We start from the raw sequence: 18,246 nt of genomic DNA, 5'->3' as shown, positions 1-18,246 counted from the left end.
GCCCAGGGAGGGGTTCACAGCGCCCTCGCGACGTCCTGCCGCCGGATAAGCCCACGTCGTCTCGCGGTTGTGAAAGGCGTTCCAAGAAAGGCGTTCTAAAGAGCGAGCGCCTCGCCCAACAGCCTGCCATTCTCCAGACAGTCACCCACGGCGATACCGCCGCGCCAGTTGCCGCCCAGGTGCAGGCCGGGGTGACGCGTTAGCACGGCGTCGAGGCGTGCCAGCCGCTCGTCGTGGCCGAGTTCGTACTGTGGAATCGCCTGCGGCCAGCGCACCACCCGCCGCCATACCGGCTCACCGCGAACACCCAGGATATCGCCCAGGTCCGCCTGCACGCGCTGACTGAGGGTGTCGTCGTCGCCCGCAGCGGCCGCGGGGGATTGGCGGCCGCCGATGAAGACGTTGAGCAGTTTGTGGCCGCTGGGGGCACGGCCGGGAAAGAGCGTGGAGGGGAACAGCGCGCCCAGCGTCGGCCGCCCTTCGGCCCGCGGGATGAGCACACCGAAGCCATCCAGCGGGTGATCGATGTCGGCATCGCGAAAGCCCAGCGCCACGGCATTGACCGGCGGATAGACGATCTCCGCCAGCGGTTGGGCCAGGGCCGGATCGAGCGCGTCGAGCCAGCTCGCCGCCAGCGGCGCCGGCACCGCCAGCAGCAGTTGCCGCCCGCGCCATTCGCGGCCGTCACGCCCGCGCGCCACCCATTCCTGGCCATCGCGGCGCACGCCGACGATCTCGCAGCCGGTCTCGATGGCGGCACTCGGCTGCGCCGTGATGCACTCGGCCAGACGCTCTGCCAGCCGCGCAAGCCCCGCGGGGAAACTGACCAGCTGGCCGCGCCAGGCAGCGGGTATCGGCGAGGGCTCGCGCCGGCTCTGGCGCAGGCGTTTGAGACCGCCGAGGATCAGCGAACGGTGTTCGCGCTCGATCGCCGCCAGGCGCGGCATCGCCGCCTGTACCGAGAGCCTGGCCGGGTCCCCGGCGTAGACCCCGGAGACGAAGGGGTCGACCATGCGCTGGAGCACGCGCCGGCCGAGACGCCGCTCGACGAACGCCGCCAGCGACTCCTCCGCCTGATGCCCACGCGGTAGCAGCGGCTCGCGCAGCAGCCGGGCCCAACCGCGCCAGCCGATGATCGGGCTGGTCAGCGCCTCGGCCGGGGTCATCGGCAGCGCCACCGGCTTGCCGTCGAGCACCACATAGCGCTTGTTGGCAATACGGTTGGCCGGCTGCGCCTCACCCAAGAGATCGAGCTCATCGAGCAGCGCATAGAGCGGCGGCTTCATGATCACCGTGTTGGGGCCATGTTCGATCTGCCACTCGCCGTCGCGCTCGCTGGCGATATTGCCGCCGACGCGCGCCGCGGCTTCGAGCAGCGTCACCTGTTTACCCTGCTTGGCCAGGGCCCAGGCGGCGGCGAGGCCGGTGGCCCCGGCGCCGACGATCAGGGTATCGGCAGGCGCGTCATGGCGGTCGGCCGGCGTGTCGGCCGGAGCATCTGGAGCATGGCTGGTCATGGGAGCTCGCGCAGGAGAGTGTTCTGTGAAGTTTACGCAGTCAGCGCGCGCCCCGCATCCGGCCGGCGTGCGGCGTCTTGCCGCCACGCCGACCGCTAGTGACGCTCACGGTTTACTTGTCTGGCGTGCCCGGATGACAGCCGGGCGCCGCCACATAAATGTCGCAGTCCGGCATCACCGCGCGCTCCTGGTGCGGCGTACCCTGCGGCGCCCAGTCATAATCCACCAGCTGCGCCCGGTAGACCTGGTTGGTGACGTAGTCGTCGCCCGGCATCGACTTGCCGAAGAACGGGCTCACGTACTCCCACACGATCTCGCCTGACGGTGTGACCTGGAACAGCCGGCCGTCCTGACCCTCGTCGATCAGCGTATTGCCGTTGGGCAGCCGCCGCGCGCTGGAGATGAACGAGCTGTAGAAGGTATAGGGCGAAACGCCCGACATACTGCCGGTGTACTGCCATACGATTTTGCCGCTGCTCGGATTGACCTCGATCACCCGGGAGGAGGAGAAAAACCCCTGCTTCGACGGCGGGAAGCCGGCATTGCCCTGGTTGTCGAAGATCAACAGGTTGCCGGCCCCCGGCAGACCCTCGGGGATGAGATGGACGTCGTGGGCCCCCACGGTCTGGTCCACCGGGCGGCCGAGCTTGCCATTGAGCTTGAGCGCCGGCAGGTCGGGGCCGATACGCCAGACGATCTCGCCGCTCTGCCGGTCGACGATGAACATGACGTTGGCGTTGCGCGAGTTGATCAGGATATTGTCCGGCGCGAAACGCTCATCGCCGGCGTCGTACCAGCGATTGGGGCCCAGCGGTACCGCCGTGTTCAGATGCAGGAAGTCGGGGTCCTCGGAATCCTTGAGCGCACGCAGGCCGGCATCGGAAAAGCCCATCTGGTCGAGATGATCGCCGGCCTTCCACGTCCAGACCACCCGGCCGGCGGGATCGACCTCCTCGACGGCGTTGTCGATGATCGGGTAATCGAAGCCGTTGAGTTCACGCATCCCGGCGATCATCACCAGATTGTTGCCGTTGGGCAGCCGGCGCATGTCGTGATGCTGATAGGCCGGATGCTGCTGGCTGCCCCACCGCCACTCAACATCGCCGTCCCAATTCACCTCGGCCACCGCGGCGTTGGTGAGACCGTTGCCGGGGCTGGCGTGCTCGGGGAGCTTGTCGACCCGCGCCAGCTGCACCAGCAGATGCCCCTTCTCGCCGCCGGCCTGCGCAGCGGAGAGCGGCACCGGCGGGAAGCTCTCGTAGTCCCAGCGGTGCACTTCGTTGCCGTTCATGTCGATCAGGTGGGTCTGGCGGTCGCCGCCGGGAAACAGCACGAAGCCGTTGTAGGCGCGTTTGGGATCGTAGTAGGTCGTGCCGGTGGGAAAGCTGCTGGGCAAGGCCAGCGCCGTGGTCGCCGAGGCCGTCAGCCAGGCCCCCATCACTGCCGCTACGGCTGTGCTCCGTGACACCATCGCTCGTCGCTCCTTCGTCGAGTCTCGCCCTTTACGGGCCTGGCCGGCATGACACGACCGGCGTTCGCTGTCTGGCCGGTGATGGCAGCGATACGCCATCGCCGGCTTTCAGATAGACCCGTGCGACGCCATTTTTATCCCCGTACGGAAGCGTTTAATGCCTAGGCGGTTGCCGGCAGCCGTGCGGTGAACTCGGCGATCGTCATCGGCTTGGAGAACATCGGGTAGTCGTAGCGGATCGCGGCATCGTGCTCGGCCTCACTGGTCGCGGCGACACCGTCGGTCAGTGTCAGCACCTCGTAGCCCTTCTCGTAGCCCGAGCGCATCGTGGATTCGACGCAGCAATTGGTCAGGAATCCGGCCAGGACGAGGGTCTCGATTCCCTTGCTGCGCAGGATGAAATCGAGATTGGTCGAGGCAAAGGTATCCAGCCCGCGCTTGCCCTCGATGACGATGTCACCGGCCTGCGGCGTCAGCGTGTCGCAGATCTCCGCGCCCCACTCGCCCTTGACGAAGGCGTTGCCGTCGACGACACCCGCGAGGATGCCGTAGGGCTGGGCGGTGATCTCGCCATAACCGGGCGCGAAGTGGATCGGCGCGTGCATCACACTGACCCCCTCCGCGCGTGCCGTGGCAACGAGACGCTGGGTCTTGGCAAGCATGTCCTCGCGCGCCATGACGGCTTTGACGGCCTCGTGAAGTACGCCACCGGGCGTGGTGAAGTCGTTCTGGAATTCGATCAGTACCAGGGCGGTCTTGAACGGGTCGATCGTCTGGTTGGCGTTGGCGGTCATGGCGGGACGCTCCTTCACGGGAATGGACTCGCTAGGGTTCAGCGTAGTCCATCCCCGGCCACGGAGCGGTGGTGTCTAGCCGTAGACCCCCTGACTGCGCAGATAGTCGTCATAGCTGCCGCTGAAATCGACGATGCCATCGTCCTTCATCTCGATGATGCGGGTCGCCAGCGAGCCGACGAACTCGCGGTCGTGGCTGACGAAGATCAGCGTGCCGGGGTAGTTCTCCAGCGCCAGGTTGAGCGCCTCGATCGACTCCATGTCGAGGTGGTTGGTGGGCTCGTCCATCACCAGCACGTTGGGCTTTAACAGCGTCAGCTTGCCGAACAGCATGCGCCCCTGCTCACCGCCGGAGATCACCTTCACCGACTTGCCGATGTCATCGTTGGAGAACAGCATGCGACCCAGCGCGCCGCGCACGGTCTGCTCGCCTTCGGTGGTCCACTGGCGCATCCACTCGAACAGCGTCTCACCGCCCTCGAAGTCGGCGGCGTGATCCTGGGCGAAGTAGCCGACCTCCGCCGCATCGGTCCACTTCACTTCGCCGGCGTCCGGGGTCATCGCCCCCACCAGGCAGTTGAGCAGGGTGGTCTTGCCGATACCGTTGGGACCGATGATGGCGATACGCTCGCCGGCCTCGACCTGCAGCCCGAAGCGCTCGAACAGCACGTTGTCGCCCCACGCCTTGGTCAGCTTTTCGACATTGAGCGCGTGGCGGTGGATCTTCTTGTTCTGATCGAAGCGAATGAACGGGCTGACCCGCGAGGAGGGCTTGACCTCTTCGAGCTGGATCTTGTCGATCTTGCGCTGACGCGAGGTCGCCTGCTTGGCCTTGGACGCATTGGCCGAGAAGCGGCTGACGAACTGCTGCAGCTCGGCGATCTCGGCCTTCTTCTTGGCGTTCTCGGCGTGCAGACGCTCGCGCGCCTGGGTCGCCGCGGTCATGTACTCGTCGTAGTTGCCGGGGAACAGCCGCAGCTCGCCGTAGTCCAGGTCTGCCATATGGGTGCAGACGCTGTTCAGGAAGTGGCGGTCGTGGGAGATGATGATCATGGTCGAGCTGCGCGCGCGCAGCATGCCCTCGAGCCAGCGGATGGTGTTGATGTCCAGGTGGTTGGTGGGCTCGTCGAGCAGCAGCACGTCAGGATCGGAGAACAGCGCCTGGGCCAGCAGCACGCGCAGTTTCCAGCCCGGAGCGACCACGCTCATCGGCTGGGTGTGCTGTTCCAGCGGAATGCCCAGCCCCAGCAGCAGCTCGCCGGCACGCGCCTCGGCGGTGTAGCCGTCGAGCTCGGCGAAGCGCACCTCGAGATCGGCTACCTGCATGCCGTCCTCTTCGGACATTTCGGCCTGCGCGTAGATCCGCTCACGCTCGGCGCTGACCTGCCACAGCTCCTGGTTGCCCATGATCACGGTGTCGATCACCCGCTCGTTCTCGAACGCGAACTGATCCTGGCGCAGCTTGCCCAGCCGCGTCGTGGCGTCTTTCATGACCTGCCCGGCACTCGGCTCCAGGTCGCCGCCGAGGATCTTCATGAAGGTCGACTTGCCGCAGCCGTTGGCGCCGATCAGGCCGTAGCGATTGCCCTGGCCGAACTTGACCGAGACGTTTTCGAACAGCGGCTTGGGGCCGAACTGCATGGTGATATTGGCGGTAGAGAGCAAAGGTAGGTACTCGCGGGGGACGGCGTGAATGAAGCGTCCGGGCGGATGTGGCCGGCGCGGGCGCATTGTACGCGCCCGCCGCCGCGGCGATCCACCATCAGCCGATGACACGAGGCGCGCCCGATCACGCCGCGCCAGCGTGCCACCCGCTCAGGCGCCTGCGCTCACTCCCCCCGCGGGAAGCGCTGTGACTCCTCGAGAACGTTGAGATCCATGTGGTTGCGCATGTAGCGCTGCGAGGCGTCCTGCAGCGGCTGATGATCCCAGGGGTAGTAGTGGCCGTTGCGCAGCGCTTCGTAGACCACCAGCCGCTGAGCCTGGCTCTCGCGCACTTCGGCATCGAAGCGCGGCATGTCCCAGCGCGCGCGCATCTGGGCCTGAAACGCCGCCAGCGTCTCGGCATGGGCCGGGTCCGTGGCCAGGTTGTGGCGCTCGCGAGGGTCCGCCTCGAGATCGAACAGCTGCGGCGGATCAAGCTCGCAGTGGTTGAACTTCCAGCGCCCCTGGCGGATCGTCACCAGCGGCGCATAGCTGCCCTCGGCGGCGTATTCCATGTAGACCGGCGCCTCGCGCGTGCCACCTCGGGCCAGCGGCAGCAGCGACTGGCCATCGGTCCAGGGGGCCACCTCGGAGAGATCGATGCCGACCAGATCGGCCAGGGTGGCGTTGATATCGATGGTCGAGACCGGGGTGTCGACGCTGGCCGGTGCCAGCCCCGGCGCGGCGATCATCAGCGGTACCCGCGAGGAGCCGTCGAACGGGCTCATTTTGAACCACAGCCCCTTCTCACCCAGCATGTCGCCGTGATCGGAGCAGACCACGATGATGGTGTTCTCGGCCATGCGGGTGCGCTCGAGCACGTCGAGAATGCCGCCGATCTTGTCGTCGATATAGGAGATATTGGCGAAGTAGCCACGCCGCGCCCGGCGCACGTGCTCGGGCTGGATGTCGAACTGCTCGTAATCGTTGGCGATGAAGATGCGCTGGGAGTGCGGGTCGAGATCCTCGAACGCCAGCGCGCCCTCGGCGGGTTCGAGCTGTTCGCAGTCCGCGTACAGATCCCAGTACTGGCGCCGCGCCACGTAAGGGTCGTGGGGGTGGGTGAAGCTCACGCACAGCGCCCAGGGCCGCGAATCCTGGCCCCGCGAGAGATCGAACAGTTTCTGCTCGGCGTGGAAGGCGACCTCGTCGTCGTACTCCATCTGGTTGGAGATTTCCGCCACCCCGGCGCCGGTCACCGAGCCCAGATTGTGATACCACCAGTCGATGCGCTCGCCCGGCTTGCGGTAGTCCGGCGTCCAGCCGAAATCCGCCGGATAGACGTCGGTGGTCAGGCGCGTCTCGAAGCCGTGGAGCTGATCCGGGCCGACGAAGTGCATCTTGCCCGAGAGACAGGTGGAGTAGCCGGCCCGGCGCAGATGGTGGGCCCAGGTCGGCACGGCAGAGCGAAACTCCGCGGCGTTGTCGTAGACCCCGGTGCGCGACGGCAGCTGGCCGGACATGAAGGCGGCACGCCCCGGCGCGCACAGATAGCTGGGGGTGTAGGCGCGGTTGAAGTTGACCGCGCGCTTGGCGAGCGCCTTGAGGTTGGGCGCATGCAGAAAGTCGGCCGGCCCGCTCTCGAACAGGGTACCGTTCAGCTGATCCGCCATCAGCACCAGAATATTGGGTCGTGTCATGGGTCACCCGGCAGCGTTGCGTGGTCGTCGCCCCTGCGACGGCAGGGGAGTTCCAGCATGCGCGGCGGCAGCGCCTCGGCACAAACGATGGATTCGGTGTCTCAGCCCCAGCCAGGCTGGGGCTAGGCTTCATACGAAAACTACCGGCGCTCGCTGACTTTGCGTGCAAACCCTGGATCTCTCACAGCCCCAATGCGGACAGCCCCGGGTGGTCGTCGGGCCGTCGCCCCAGCGGCCAGTGGAACAGCCGCTCGTCGGCGCGGATCGGCAGGTCGTTGAGACTGGCGTGGCGCTCGGCCATCAGCCCGTTGGCGTCGAAGCGCCAGTTCTCGTTGCCGTAGGAGCGGAACCAGTTGCCGGAGTCATCGTGCCACTCATAGGCGTAGCGCACCGCGATGCGCTCGCCATCGAAGGCCCATAGCTCCTTGATCAGGCGGTAGTCGAGCTCACGCGCCCACTTGCGCGCGAGAAAGGCGCGCGCCTCGTCCCGCCCACGGATGAACTCGGCGCGGTTGCGCCAGCGCGTATCGGCGGTATAGGCCAGCGCCACCTTGTCCGGGTCACGGCTGTTCCAGCCATCTTCGGCCAGACGCACCTTGCGTATCGCGCTGTCGCGATCGAACGGGGGCAATGGGGGGCGGGATTCTGGGTTCATGCGGTACTCCTCGACGATACGCTTTGTCTGAAAAATGCCTACACGCGTCGCCGCGACAGGGCCAGGTACGCGTAGGGGAATGCGGTACTCAGTCAGCAGTCTGCCACGCGTACGCTGAGGCATCGCCCGCGGCAAGCGACCGCTCGCCGCCCGTGGGCGACCCGTGCAGCCACGAAGCAGCCACGAAAAAGCCGCCCCCGGAGAGGAGGCGGCTCGATCGGTCATGACCCGGTTGGCGTCGGGGCCGGCGCTCAGCTTTCGCGCTTGCCGTCGACCAGACGCTTGAGCGCCAGCGGGTTGTCCTGCTTGAGCGCCTCCGGCAGCAGCGCGTCGGGCAGGTTCTGATAGCAGACCGGGCGCAGGAAGCGGTGAATGGCCGCCGTGCCCACCGAGGTGGTGCGCGCGTCCGAGGTCGCCGGGAAGGGGCCGCCGTGGACCATGGCGTCACACACCTCGACCCCGGTGGGCCAGCCGTTGACCAGAATGCGCCCCGCCTTGCGCTCGAGCGTCGGCAGCAGTTCGCGCGCGGCGTCGAGGTCGGCGTCATCCATCTGCAGGGTGATCGTCAGCTGGCCTTCCAGATGCTCGGTGACCTTTTTGAGCTCGGCGGCGTCGGCGCACTCGACCACCAGCGAGGTGGAGCCGAACACCTCGGCCTGCAGCGCCTCGTCGTCGAGGAAGTCCTGGGCCGCGGTCACGAACAGGCCGGTCTGGCACTGGTTGGGGCCGTCGCCCTTGCTGCCGCGCGCGATCTCCCGCGCCTTGCCGCTGTCGGCGATACCTTTGACGCCGCTTTCGTAGGCTTCGAAGATGCCCGGGGTCAGCATGGTCTGGCTACCGCTGGCCTTGACCGCCTCACCGGCCGCGGCGACGAAGGCGTCGAGCGCCGGACCCTTGACCGCGATCACCAGCCCGGGATTGGTGCAGAACTGCCCCGCGCCCATGTTGAGCGAGGCGACGAACGCTTCGCCCATCTCCTTGCCGCGCGCCGCCAGTGCCGCCGGCAGCGGGAACACCGGGTTGATCGAGCTCATCTCGGCATAGAACGGAATCGGCTCGGGGCGCGACTGCGCCGCCTTCCACAGCGACAGACCGCCGCTGCGCGAGCCGGTGAAGCCGGCAGCCTTGACCCGCGGGTCGGTGACCAGCGCCTGCCCCACTTCGCGCCCGGAACCGAACAGCAGCGAGAACACGCCCTCCGGCAGCCCGCACTGCTTCACCGCAGCCTGGATCGCACGGCCGACCAGTTCGCTGGTGCCGGGGTGGGCGGAGTGTGCCTTGACGATCACCGGGCAGCCGGCGGCCAGTGCAGAGGCGGTATCGCCGCCCGCCACCGAGAAGGCGAGCGGGAAGTTGCTGGCCCCGAACACCACCACCGGGCCGAGCCCGATCTGACGCTGGCGCAGGTCGACCCGCGGCAGCGGCTGGCGCTCGGGCAGCGCCGGGTCGACGCGCACGTCGAGCCACTCACCGTCGCGCACCACGCGGGCGAACAGGCGCAGCTGGCCGCAGGTGCGCCCGCGCTCGCCCTGGATACGCGCCTGGGGCAGGCCGGACTCGGCCACCGCACGCTCGATCAGGGTGTCGCCCAGCGCCTCGATCTGTTCGGCGATGGTTTCCAGAAACTTGGCGCGAGTCTCCAGCGAGGTCTCGCGATAGAGGTCGAAGGCCGTCCAGGCCAGCTCGCAGGCGCGCTCGACTTCCGCCTGGGTGCCACCCGCGTAGGCCGGCTCGAGACGCTCGTTGGTGGCCGGGTTGATCGCGTGGATGGCATCGCGGCTGCCTGTGACGGCCTGCTGGCCGATCAGCATGTCACCTGTCAGATTCATCTTGCCTCCTGAAGTGGGGATGGTCGTGCATTGGCTGCCGGCCACAGCCGGATCAGCCGCGCCAGGCCGCCTACGAAAACCGTCCTGGTGACGGCTTTTTCGTACGCGCCCTGGCGTCGAGGATCGCAACGGAACTTCGAGAGCCTAGCAGCCTGGCCGCCGAGAGAGTGCCGCATACGACTAAGGGTTAAGGACTAAAGGCTAAGAACTAACGGTCAAGAACTAATTTTCAAGAGCTAAAGGTTAAAGACTAGGGTTTGTACGAAAAGTCAGCGAGCGAAGGCAAGACAAGGCAAAAATCGGCGAAAACGCGGAGTTTACGGGGTGTAAATGAGCATTTTGAGCCGATTTTTAACGCCGTATTGCCGAGCGCAGGTAGTTTTCGTACAAAGCCTAAAATCTAGAAATCGACGGCGAGGCCTCTCCTCAGCGCACCAGCGCCGGGCGCTTGGGATCGAAGCGCCAGCCGTCGATCAGATACTGCATCGCCATGGCGTCGTCGCGGCCCCCGGCGGGCAAGCGCCGGTAGTCGGCGTGGGCGCGCTCCACCGCGTCCATATCGAGCTCGATGCCCAGGCCCGGTGCGTCGGTGACCGTCACCCGGCCGTCGACGATGCTCGGCGGCTCGCGGGTCAGGCGCGCATCGCCCTCCTGCCAGATCCAGTGGGTATCGAGCGCCGTGACCCGCCCCACCGCGGCGGCGCCGACATGGGCGAACATCGCCAGCGAGACATCGAAATGATTGTTGGAGTGCGAGCCCCAGGTCATGCCGTGATCCTGACACAGCTGGGAGACGCGCACGGCGCCGGAGAGCGTCCAGAAGTGCGGATCGGCGAGCGGGATGTCCACCGCGCGCAGCATCAGCGCGTGGGCCATCTCGCGCCAGTTGGTGGCGACCATGTTGGTGGCCACCGGCAGCCCGGTGGCGTGGCGGAACTCGGCCAGGATCTCGCGCCCGGAAAAGCCCTGTTCGGCACCGCAGGGGTCTTCTGCATAGGCGAGCACGCCGTGCAAATCGCGGCACAGCCGGATCGCCTCGTCGAGGGACCAGGCGCCGTTGGGGTCGAGCGTGGTGCGCGCCTCTGGGAAGGCCGCGTGCAGCGCGCTGACCGCCTCGATCTCCTGCGCCCCGGGCAGCACGCCGCCCTTGAGCTTGAAGTCACGAAAGCCGTAGCGATCGTGCGCGGCCTGGGCCTGCTCGACGATCGCCTGCGGCGTCATCGCGGCTTGGTCGCGCAGGCGATACCAATCGTGCCCCGGGCCGCCGCCGGAATGCGTGCTGCCGCTCCGGTAGTCGAGCGGCGTGGCGTGGCCGTCGCCGATGAAGAACAGATAGCCGAGCACCTCGACCTGCTCGCGCTGGCGCCCGTCTCCCAGCAGATCCACCACCGGCACCCCGAGGAACTGGCCCAGCAGATCGAGCAGCGCGGCCTCCAGCGCCGCCACTGCGTTGATACGCAACTCGAAGGTCCAGGAGCCGCGGCCGAAGTCCTCGAAGTCGGCGCTGCGCCCGCGCGCGTGGAGTGACGCCACCACCCCGCGCAGCTGGCCCAGCGACTGCCCGAGTACGCGCTCGCGGGCCTGCTCCAGCGAGCGCTGGATGGTCTCGCCCCCCGGCGCCTCACCGACCCCGACATGGCCGGCACTATCTTCGAGGATCACCAGATTGCGGGTGAACCAGGGCGCGTGGGCCCCGCCGATATTGAGCAGCATGCTGTCGCGGGCAGCGACCGGAATCACCCGCATGGCGGTGATGGTCGGTGTGGCATGGCTGGGCGTGGCGTGACGGGTCCGTGCGTGGCTGGGCATGGCGACTCTCGCAGTGAGATCGGTGCGGCCCGCCGCCGAGCGGGCCGCGCAAGGATAGCGACAGCGGCCGCCGGCGATGGGCGGCCGCCCGGTTCACAGACGCTCGGCGTGCTCGATCAGCCGTTTCAGCGTCTCCAGCTCCTGGGCACTGGGCATCACCAGCGGCGCGCGCACATCGCCCGCGGGGTAGCCGACCAGCCCGGCGCCGGCCTTGATCAGGCTCACCGCATAGCCCTTGGTGGTGTCGCGCAGGGTGACGAAGGGAATGAAGAACTCCTGGGTGACGCGGCGCACGAAGTCGTGGTCGCCCTCGCGCAGCGCCTGATAGAACTTCACCGCCAGCGCCGGCACGAAGTTGAACACCGCCGACGAGTAGGTGCTGACGCCGATCGCCAGATACGCCTCGGCGATGATCTCGGCGGTGGGCACGCCACCGACGTAGGCCAGGCGCTCGCCCAGCGTCTTGATGGTGATGTTGAGCGACTGCATGTCGCCCTTGCCATCCTTGAGGCCGACCAGGTTGGGGCAGCGCTCGGCCAGCGCCTTGACGCCGTTGACATCGAGCACGCCGTTGGCGCGGTTGTAGTAGATCACCCCCAGCTCGGTGGATTCGCACACGCTGGCGGCATACTCGACGATGCCCGCCTGCGGGCACTCGGTGAGATAGGGCGGCATCAGCAGGATGCCGTCGGCCCCCGCGTCCTGCGCCGCCTTGGCATGCGCCTTGGCCAGCTCGGCGCTCTGCCCGGCGCTGGCGATGATCGGCACGTGGCCACCCAGTACCTCCACCGCGATGGTGACGATCTCGCGGTACTCATCCAGCGTCAGGTTGAAGAACTCTCCGGTGCCCCCGGCGACGAACAGCGCCGAGACGTCGTAGTCCTTGAGCCAGGCGAGCCGCCGGCGGTAACTTTCGGCGTCGAACTGGCCGTGGGCATCGAAGTCGGTCACCGGAAAGGAGAGCAGACCGTCGGTAATGGAGGCTTTGAGCGCGTCTCTGGAAAAATTCACCTGGATTCCTCGCTAAGGGCTGGCACGGGCACAAGAACTGGCATGAATGACGTCGGCAGCGCCCTGTCGACATCACCCACCTGCCGACACATCAGCGGCAGGCTCTATGCCAGTGATGTTGTCATACATCATACTATAGTACCGTTATACCTTAGCCCAAAGCCTAGGAACACACGGACCAGCCTGGCGCGCGGCTGGGGCGCGCCTCAGCGTGGCGAGCTATGACGTGCAGACGTCGATGCCCTGCCCGCCAGCGAGCCCCTTAGAGGGTGTTTACAAATTCGACGAGCGAAGGCAAGACCGGGGCGCGTAGCTAAGGCGAAATCGGCCGAAAAGACGGAGTTTACGGGGTGTAAATGAGTACTTTGAGGTCGATTTCAACGCCGTATCGTCGAGCGCAGGCATTTTGTAAACACCCTCTTAGCGTCCCAGCGGAATCCGGGTACTAGAGAGCACCTCACGCAGCCCCATGAAGGAGCGGATCTGGCGTACCCCGGGCAGATAGATGAGCTGCTCGGCGTGCAGGCGGTTGAAGCTCTGGCTGTCGCGGGTGCGGATCATTAGGAAGTAGTCGAACTCGCCGGTGACCAGATGGCACGCCATGCAGCCGGAGATATGCCGCGCCGCGGCCTCGAAGTCGGCGAACGACTGCGGCGTGGAGCGATCCAGTACCACGCCGATCACCACCACCATGCCGGCGTTCAGGCGCTCGGCGTCGAGTAGCGCCACCACCTCCTTGATCAGGCCGCTGCGCTTGAGTCGTTCGACCCGGCGCAGACACGCCGGCGGGCTGAGATTGACCCGCTCCGCCAGCGCCACGTTGGAGAGCGAGGCGTCGTGCTGGAGCACGTCGAGGATCTGACGGTCGATACGGTCCAGCGGCGGCGCCTCAGCGGCATCCGAGAGAGTCATGGCAAAGCCTCGCTTCATTTTGTTGCGCAAAACCAATTTGTAGCACAACCATCGACGACAATAATCCACTTATTACTAATATCAGCCCGGAAAACGATCGCAACTTGCAACGTACCCCGCCAGCTTTCCTGATAGCGTTTTAGGCACTAGCACCCAAGCATTGCATTCCTGCGACCAGCGGTCTTGCCGCTGCTATCACAACGACAATCCGGTGACCCCATGAGACTCGATCGTTTTCCCCGCTACCCCCTTACCTTCGGCCCTTCTCCGATCACCCCGCTCAAGCGCCTGAGCGAGCATCTCGGTGGCGAGGTCGAGCTCTACGCCAAGCGCGAAGACTGCAACAGCGGGCTCGCCTTCGGCGGCAACAAGACGCGCAAGCTCGAATACCTGATCCCGGAAGTGCTCGAGGGCGGCTACGACACGCTGGTCTCGATCGGCGGCATCCAGTCCAATCAGACCCGCCAGGTCGCCGCAGTGGCCGCGCATCTCGGCCTCGAGTGCGTGCTGGTGCAGGAGAACTGGGTCAACTATGACGACAGCCATTACGACAAGGTCGGCAACATCGAGCTGTCGCGCATCATGGGTGCCGACGTGCGCCTCGACCCGGCGGGCTTCGATATCGGCATCCGCGCCAGCTGGGAGCGCGCGCTGGAAGACGTCCGCGCCCGCGGCGGCAAGCCTTACCCGATCCCCGCCGGCTGCTCCGAACACCCCTATGGCGGTCTCGGCTTCGTCGGCTTCGCCGAAGAGGTGCGCCAGCAGGAGCGCGAGCTGGGCTTCACCTTCGACTACATCGTGGTCTGCTCGGTGACCGGCAGCACCCAAGCCGGCATGGTGGTGGGCTTCGCCGCCGATGGCCGGGCGCGTCGAGTCATCGGCATCGACGCCTCGGCCAAGCCGGAGCGCACCCACGCCCAGATCCTGCGCATCGCCCAGAATACCGCCGAGCTGGTCGACCTCGGCCAACCGATCGAGGCCGACGACGTGATCCTCGACACCCGCTTCGGCCATCCCGAGTACGGCCTGCCCAACGACGGCACCCTGGAGGCCATCCGCCTCTGCGGCCGGCTCGAAGGCGTGCTCACCGACCCGGTCTACGAGGGCAAGTCGATGCACGGCATGATCGACAAGGTGCGCCGCGGCGAATTTCCCGCCGGCTCCCGGGTGCTCTACGCCCACCTCGGCGGCGCCCCGGCGCTCAGCGCCTACAGCGAGCTGTTCCACGCCGGCTGAGGGCCATCGGCCTGGGGTATGCTGGCAGTTTTCCGTCATCCAACCAGCGAGGAGACGCGCATGCCCCACGCCAACGCCGGCCCCACCATCGCGCACGCGCTCGATGAGATCGTCACCTGGAGCGCCACCGCGCTCTCCCGACGAATACACGCCCGCGAGGTGTCGTGCCGCGAGGTGATGGCGGCCTATCTGGCGCATATCGATGCCGCCAACCCCTCGCTCAATGCGCTCGTCTCCCGGCGCCCGTCGGCGACACTGCTGGCGGAGGCGGAGGCGGCCGACCGCGAGCTCGCGGCAGGGCGCTCGCGCGGCTGGCTACACGGCATCCCCCAGGCGATCAAGGATCTCTCCGACGTGCAGGGGCTGCCCACCGTACAGGGCTCGCCGCTGTGCCGCGATCATCGCGCCGACGCCGACAGCCTGATGGTCGCGCGCATGCGCGCCGCCGGGGCCATCATGATCGGCAAGACCAACACCCCGGAATTCGGGCTCGGCTCGCACACCTACAACCCGGTGTTCGGCGCTACCCGCAACGCCCACGCACCGACCCGCACCGCCGGCGGCTCCAGCGGCGGTGCCGCCGCCGCGCTGGCCATGCGCCTGCTGCCGGTGGCCGACGGCAGCGACATGATGGGCTCGCTGCGCAACCCCGCCGCCTTCAATCAGGTGATCGGCCTGCGCCCCTCGTTCGGGCGCGTCCCGGGTCTGGCGCCGGAGGCATTCGGCCAGCAGCTCGCCACCAATGGCCCCATGGGCCGCAGCGTCGAGGACGTGGCCCGCCTGCTCGCCGTGCAGGCGGGCTACGAGCGCCGCGCGCCGCTATCGCTGGGCGAAGCGCTGCTGCCCGCCGGGCAGGAGCTGGCCGCGGCGCTCGAGCGCGACGGCGATGGCCTGCGTATCGCCTGGCTGGGGGACTGGTCGGGGCATCTAGCGCTGGAGCCGGGGGTGCTCGCGCTGTGCGAGAGCGCGCTGCAGCGGCTGGAAGCGGGCGGCTGCCGGATCGAACCGGCGGCCCTGCCCTACTCGGCCGAGGCCCAGTGGCAGAGCTGGACCACCCTGCGCCACTGGGCAGTGTGCGGCAGTCTCGGCGGCTACTACGCCGACCCCGACAGCCGCCGCCAGCTCAAGCCCGAGGCGCAGTGGGAAGTCGCCCGCGGGCTCGCGCTCTCGGCCCAGGACATCCACGACGCCAATGTGCGCCGCAGCGAGCTCTATCGCGCCTGGTGCGCGCTCTTCGAACGGGTCGACTACGTCGCCATGCCCAGCGCCCAGGTGTTCCCGTTCGCCCTCGACACGCCCTGGCCCGAGACCATCGACGGCCGCAGCATGGACACCTACCACCGCTGGATGGAGGTAGTGGTACCCGCCTCGCTGGCGGGTCTGCCCGCAATCAGCGTGCCCGCCGGCGTCGATGCCCGGGGCCTGCCGATGGGGCTGCAACTGATCGGCGCCCCGCGCGACGACTGGGGCCTGCTGCAACTGGCACGTGTCTATGAGCGCATCAGCGGCGAGCTGGCCCCCATGCCCGCCGCGCTGAGCGGTTGAGGCACTCCATCGGGCGATCCGCACCGCGCCAGGCCGGCCAGGGGGGCGCCCCGACCACTCACGCCGGGCCCGGTGCGAGGAGCCCCGCCGGCAGACGCTGAAACGCCTCGTAGGCCGCCAGCACCGTGGCCCGCTGGGCCGCAGCGGCGGCCTGGAAGGCGTCGGCGTAGACGGTCTCGTCGGGGTACTCGGTGATCAGTGTCAGCGGCACCCGGTGGCGCTCATCGACCGAGAGCCAGCACGGAAAGCCGTTGATCCGCTCGAAGCCATCGTCGCCGGCGTGGGCGTTGAACTGCGCCAGCTGGCGCCGATTGAGCGCTTTCAGCGCCACCTCCTCCGCCAGCGCCCGGGTGACCGCCTCCAGCAGCCAGCGCGCGGCCGCCTCCCAGCCCGGGCGATAGCGCAGGATCAGGAAGAAGCCCTTGGGGATCGTCCACATCTCGAAGCCCCGCGGTACATAGCCGGAGAGCGGCCGGGTCCACTCGTGCGCCGGGTAGCCGTGCAGATTGAGGTGCAACTGGGCACCGCTGAGCTGCTCGGCCTGGGTGCGGATGGTGCTCTCGAAGCGTGCCGATGCGCGGTACTCCAGATCGTCGCCCAGCGCGGTGTAGCGGGCGGCGTGGTGCATGTGCCGGGGATTGTCGGCGATCAACTGCTGGTGCAGCGCATAGCCGTCCGGGTTCTCCAACGGGCACAGCGTGAAGTGCGCCCCGGGCCGACGCGCCAGCGTGAACGCCGCCTGCAGCGAGCCGGCCGGCGACGAGGTCTCGTTGGCGTGCTGGCCGGCGGAGATCATCACCGCACGGTCACGACCGGCGATATGGCACCCGCTCAGCGTGCGCCCGGCGACCGAGCGCGCCTGGAAACGGCTGCCGGGCAGCGCCGCCAGCGCGGCCGCGATCACCGCCGGCGCCAGCGGCCCCGGCGGGCTCTCGAGCAGGGCCCGCCAATGGCCCGCAGGCAGACCATCCTGAGGAGATGGCTGCGCCGATGCCGCGTGCGTCACGACCCTTACCTGCACGCTCAGCGTTGCACCACGACGCACCTGGGGCACGATCTGGCCCGGGCGCAGGTGGCGGTCCCCCGGCGGGCGGCCGCTGCGGCGCTGGAAGACCTCCAGCAGCGAGAAGTAGAGCTCCTCGTGGAGCGCCTCGCGCAGCGACAGCACCTCGTCGTCGTAGGCCAGCGGCTCGTCGTCCACCGGCAGCGTCACCGCGATCTCGAGACGGGAGAAATAGGGCTCCTCGCACCAGTCGGCGTCGCGGATCGCGCTCACGCTATCGTGATAGAGCGCCTCGAAGGCGGTCCACAGCGCCCGGCCCTCGCTCAGCCGCTCGGCTGTCGTTGCCTCTATCGCCTTCCCCACTGCCCCGCCCTCGCGGTACCAGCCGCAGGGCGAGAGCGCCAGTTCGCCGGTGAAGTCGGCATGCACGCGGTTGGGGGCCAGCACCTCGCACTCGCGCTCACGCCCATCGGCATAGCGCAGATGCAGCCGGTAGACCGGTAGCGCCGCCAGGCACGCACCAGCGACGAAACGAAACGCCACCTGCGGATAGCAGGCGGCCAGGGGATAGCTCTCCAGGCGAAAGCGCTGCTCGCTGGCCTGGGGATGGCGCGGATAGATGACCTCGCAAGCGACCAGGTCGCGGGTCTCGATCTCTTCGCGAAAGGCGCACAGCAGCGGCTTGTAGGCCGAGCGGCAGCGCGCCGCGATACCGCGCTCGGCCAGCGCCGCCTCGGCCTGGCGCCGTGTCGCCCGATCGTCGAAGGTCCAGGTCTCCAGGCGCTCACCGGCGAACTCGGCGGCGAGTGTCGCCAGCGTAGCGGCATAGGTCCGGGAAAACAGGTCAGTGGCAGAGGCGCCAGTAAAAGACGCGTCGGTAATGAAGGTGTCTGTGGCAGAAACAGCTGACGGGCTCAAGGCGGGCTCCTGATGGCTGATGGCATACTGAGGGCCGGCCATGCACGCCCGCCGGCCAGCGCGATGCGATAGCGCAGTGTAGCGCGCATCGGGCGCTGCTCGGCGTCTATCCTGGCACCCGACATCGATGCGCTCGCCGCGAGCATGGATACGGCGCTCCGGAAACACAGAGACAAAGAGACAAAGAGACAAAGAAACGACA

General features: G+C 67.6%; 13 protein-coding genes. 2 read left to right on the top strand and 11 right to left on the bottom strand.

Features of this window, described 5'->3' with window-relative positions; genetic code table 11:
* Positions 1-95 precede the first annotated feature (95 nt).
* The 10 genes from hemG to J0A90_RS16830 all read right to left on the bottom strand — a co-directional run bounded on the left by hemG (position 96) and on the right by J0A90_RS16830 (position 13,342).
* Positions 96-1,517: a protoporphyrinogen oxidase gene (gene hemG / locus J0A90_RS16875; protein WP_207033839.1), complete on the bottom strand. Its 1,422-nt coding sequence runs from the start codon at positions 1,515-1,517 to the stop codon at positions 96-98.
* Positions 1,518-1,629: 112 nt separating this feature from the next.
* The gene (locus tag J0A90_RS16870) at positions 1,630-2,988 is read right to left on the bottom strand and encodes an aryl-sulfate sulfotransferase (RefSeq protein ID WP_207033837.1); all 1,359 of its coding nucleotides are present in this window, start codon (positions 2,986-2,988) and stop codon (positions 1,630-1,632) included.
* A gap of 161 nt (positions 2,989-3,149) precedes the next feature.
* The gene (locus J0A90_RS16865; RefSeq protein ID WP_207033835.1) at positions 3,150-3,782 is read right to left on the bottom strand and encodes a cysteine hydrolase family protein; all 633 of its coding nucleotides are present in this window, start codon (positions 3,780-3,782) and stop codon (positions 3,150-3,152) included.
* A gap of 75 nt (positions 3,783-3,857) precedes the next feature.
* Positions 3,858-5,447, bottom strand: a complete 1,590-nt coding sequence (locus J0A90_RS16860; protein WP_035471969.1) for an ABC-F family ATPase — start codon at positions 5,445-5,447, stop codon at positions 3,858-3,860.
* A 164-nt stretch (positions 5,448-5,611) separates the two neighbouring features.
* Positions 5,612-7,126 carry a choline-sulfatase gene (betC, locus tag J0A90_RS16855; RefSeq protein WP_207033833.1) on the bottom strand — a complete coding sequence of 505 codons (1,515 nt, stop codon included), beginning with the start codon at positions 7,124-7,126 and terminating at the stop codon, positions 5,612-5,614.
* A 181-nt stretch (positions 7,127-7,307) separates the two neighbouring features.
* Positions 7,308-7,781, bottom strand: a complete 474-nt coding sequence (locus J0A90_RS16850) for a nuclear transport factor 2 family protein (protein ID WP_207033830.1) — start codon at positions 7,779-7,781, stop codon at positions 7,308-7,310.
* Between the two features lie 251 nt (positions 7,782-8,032).
* Positions 8,033-9,610: an aldehyde dehydrogenase (NADP(+)) gene (locus J0A90_RS16845; RefSeq protein ID WP_207033828.1), complete on the bottom strand. Its 1,578-nt coding sequence runs from the start codon at positions 9,608-9,610 to the stop codon at positions 8,033-8,035.
* 426 nt (positions 9,611-10,036) lie between these two features.
* On the bottom strand, positions 10,037-11,419 hold the full coding sequence (locus J0A90_RS16840) for an enolase C-terminal domain-like protein (RefSeq protein WP_207033826.1): 1,383 nt from the start codon (positions 11,417-11,419) through the stop codon (positions 10,037-10,039).
* A gap of 93 nt (positions 11,420-11,512) precedes the next feature.
* Positions 11,513-12,430, bottom strand: coding sequence for a 5-dehydro-4-deoxyglucarate dehydratase (kdgD, locus tag J0A90_RS16835; protein ID WP_207033824.1), 918 nt, complete (start codon positions 12,428-12,430; stop codon positions 11,513-11,515).
* Between the two features lie 420 nt (positions 12,431-12,850).
* Positions 12,851-13,342 carry an Lrp/AsnC family transcriptional regulator gene (locus tag J0A90_RS16830; RefSeq protein ID WP_035471961.1) on the bottom strand — a complete coding sequence of 164 codons (492 nt, stop codon included), beginning with the start codon at positions 13,340-13,342 and terminating at the stop codon, positions 12,851-12,853.
* A 219-nt stretch (positions 13,343-13,561) separates the two neighbouring features.
* Between J0A90_RS16830 and J0A90_RS16825 the strand changes: the two genes are divergently transcribed.
* Both J0A90_RS16825 and J0A90_RS16820 read left to right on the top strand, forming a co-directional pair.
* Positions 13,562-14,578, top strand: coding sequence for a 1-aminocyclopropane-1-carboxylate deaminase (locus J0A90_RS16825; RefSeq protein ID WP_233076884.1), 1,017 nt, complete (start codon positions 13,562-13,564; stop codon positions 14,576-14,578).
* A gap of 60 nt (positions 14,579-14,638) precedes the next feature.
* The gene (locus J0A90_RS16820; RefSeq protein WP_207033819.1) at positions 14,639-16,123 is read left to right on the top strand and encodes an amidase; all 1,485 of its coding nucleotides are present in this window, start codon (positions 14,639-14,641) and stop codon (positions 16,121-16,123) included.
* Positions 16,124-16,181: 58 nt separating this feature from the next.
* On the opposite strand, the gene J0A90_RS16815 is transcribed toward J0A90_RS16820, so the two are convergent.
* Entirely contained in the window at positions 16,182-18,044 is a 1,863-nt protein-coding gene (locus J0A90_RS16815; RefSeq protein ID WP_233076883.1) for a M14 family zinc carboxypeptidase, read from the bottom strand.
* Between the last annotated feature and the right edge of the window lie 202 nt (positions 18,045-18,246).

The organism is Salinicola sp. DM10 (assembly GCF_017306975.2).
Taxonomy (GTDB): domain Bacteria; phylum Pseudomonadota; class Gammaproteobacteria; order Pseudomonadales; family Halomonadaceae; genus Salinicola.
This window is presented reverse-complemented; position numbering and strand designations above follow the sequence as displayed.

Coding starts and splice junctions, on each gene's coding strand:
- hemG (WP_207033839.1), bottom strand. CDS start 1,517: ATGACCAGCCATGCTCCAGATGCTCCGGCCGACACGCCGGCCGACCGC.
- J0A90_RS16870 (WP_207033837.1), bottom strand. CDS start 2,988: ATGGTGTCACGGAGCACAGCCGTAGCGGCAGTGATGGGGGCCTGGCTG.
- J0A90_RS16865 (WP_207033835.1), bottom strand. CDS start 3,782: ATGACCGCCAACGCCAACCAGACGATCGACCCGTTCAAGACCGCCCTG.
- betC (WP_207033833.1), bottom strand. CDS start 7,126: ATGACACGACCCAATATTCTGGTGCTGATGGCGGATCAGCTGAACGGT.
- J0A90_RS16850 (WP_207033830.1), bottom strand. CDS start 7,781: ATGAACCCAGAATCCCGCCCCCCATTGCCCCCGTTCGATCGCGACAGC.
- J0A90_RS16845 (WP_207033828.1), bottom strand. CDS start 9,610: ATGAATCTGACAGGTGACATGCTGATCGGCCAGCAGGCCGTCACAGGC.
- J0A90_RS16840 (WP_207033826.1), bottom strand. CDS start 11,419: ATGCCCAGCCACGCACGGACCCGTCACGCCACGCCCAGCCATGCCACA.
- J0A90_RS16830 (WP_035471961.1), bottom strand. CDS start 13,342: ATGACTCTCTCGGATGCCGCTGAGGCGCCGCCGCTGGACCGTATCGAC.
- J0A90_RS16825 (WP_233076884.1), top strand. CDS start 13,562: ATGAGACTCGATCGTTTTCCCCGCTACCCCCTTACCTTCGGCCCTTCT.
- J0A90_RS16820 (WP_207033819.1), top strand. CDS start 14,639: ATGCCCCACGCCAACGCCGGCCCCACCATCGCGCACGCGCTCGATGAG.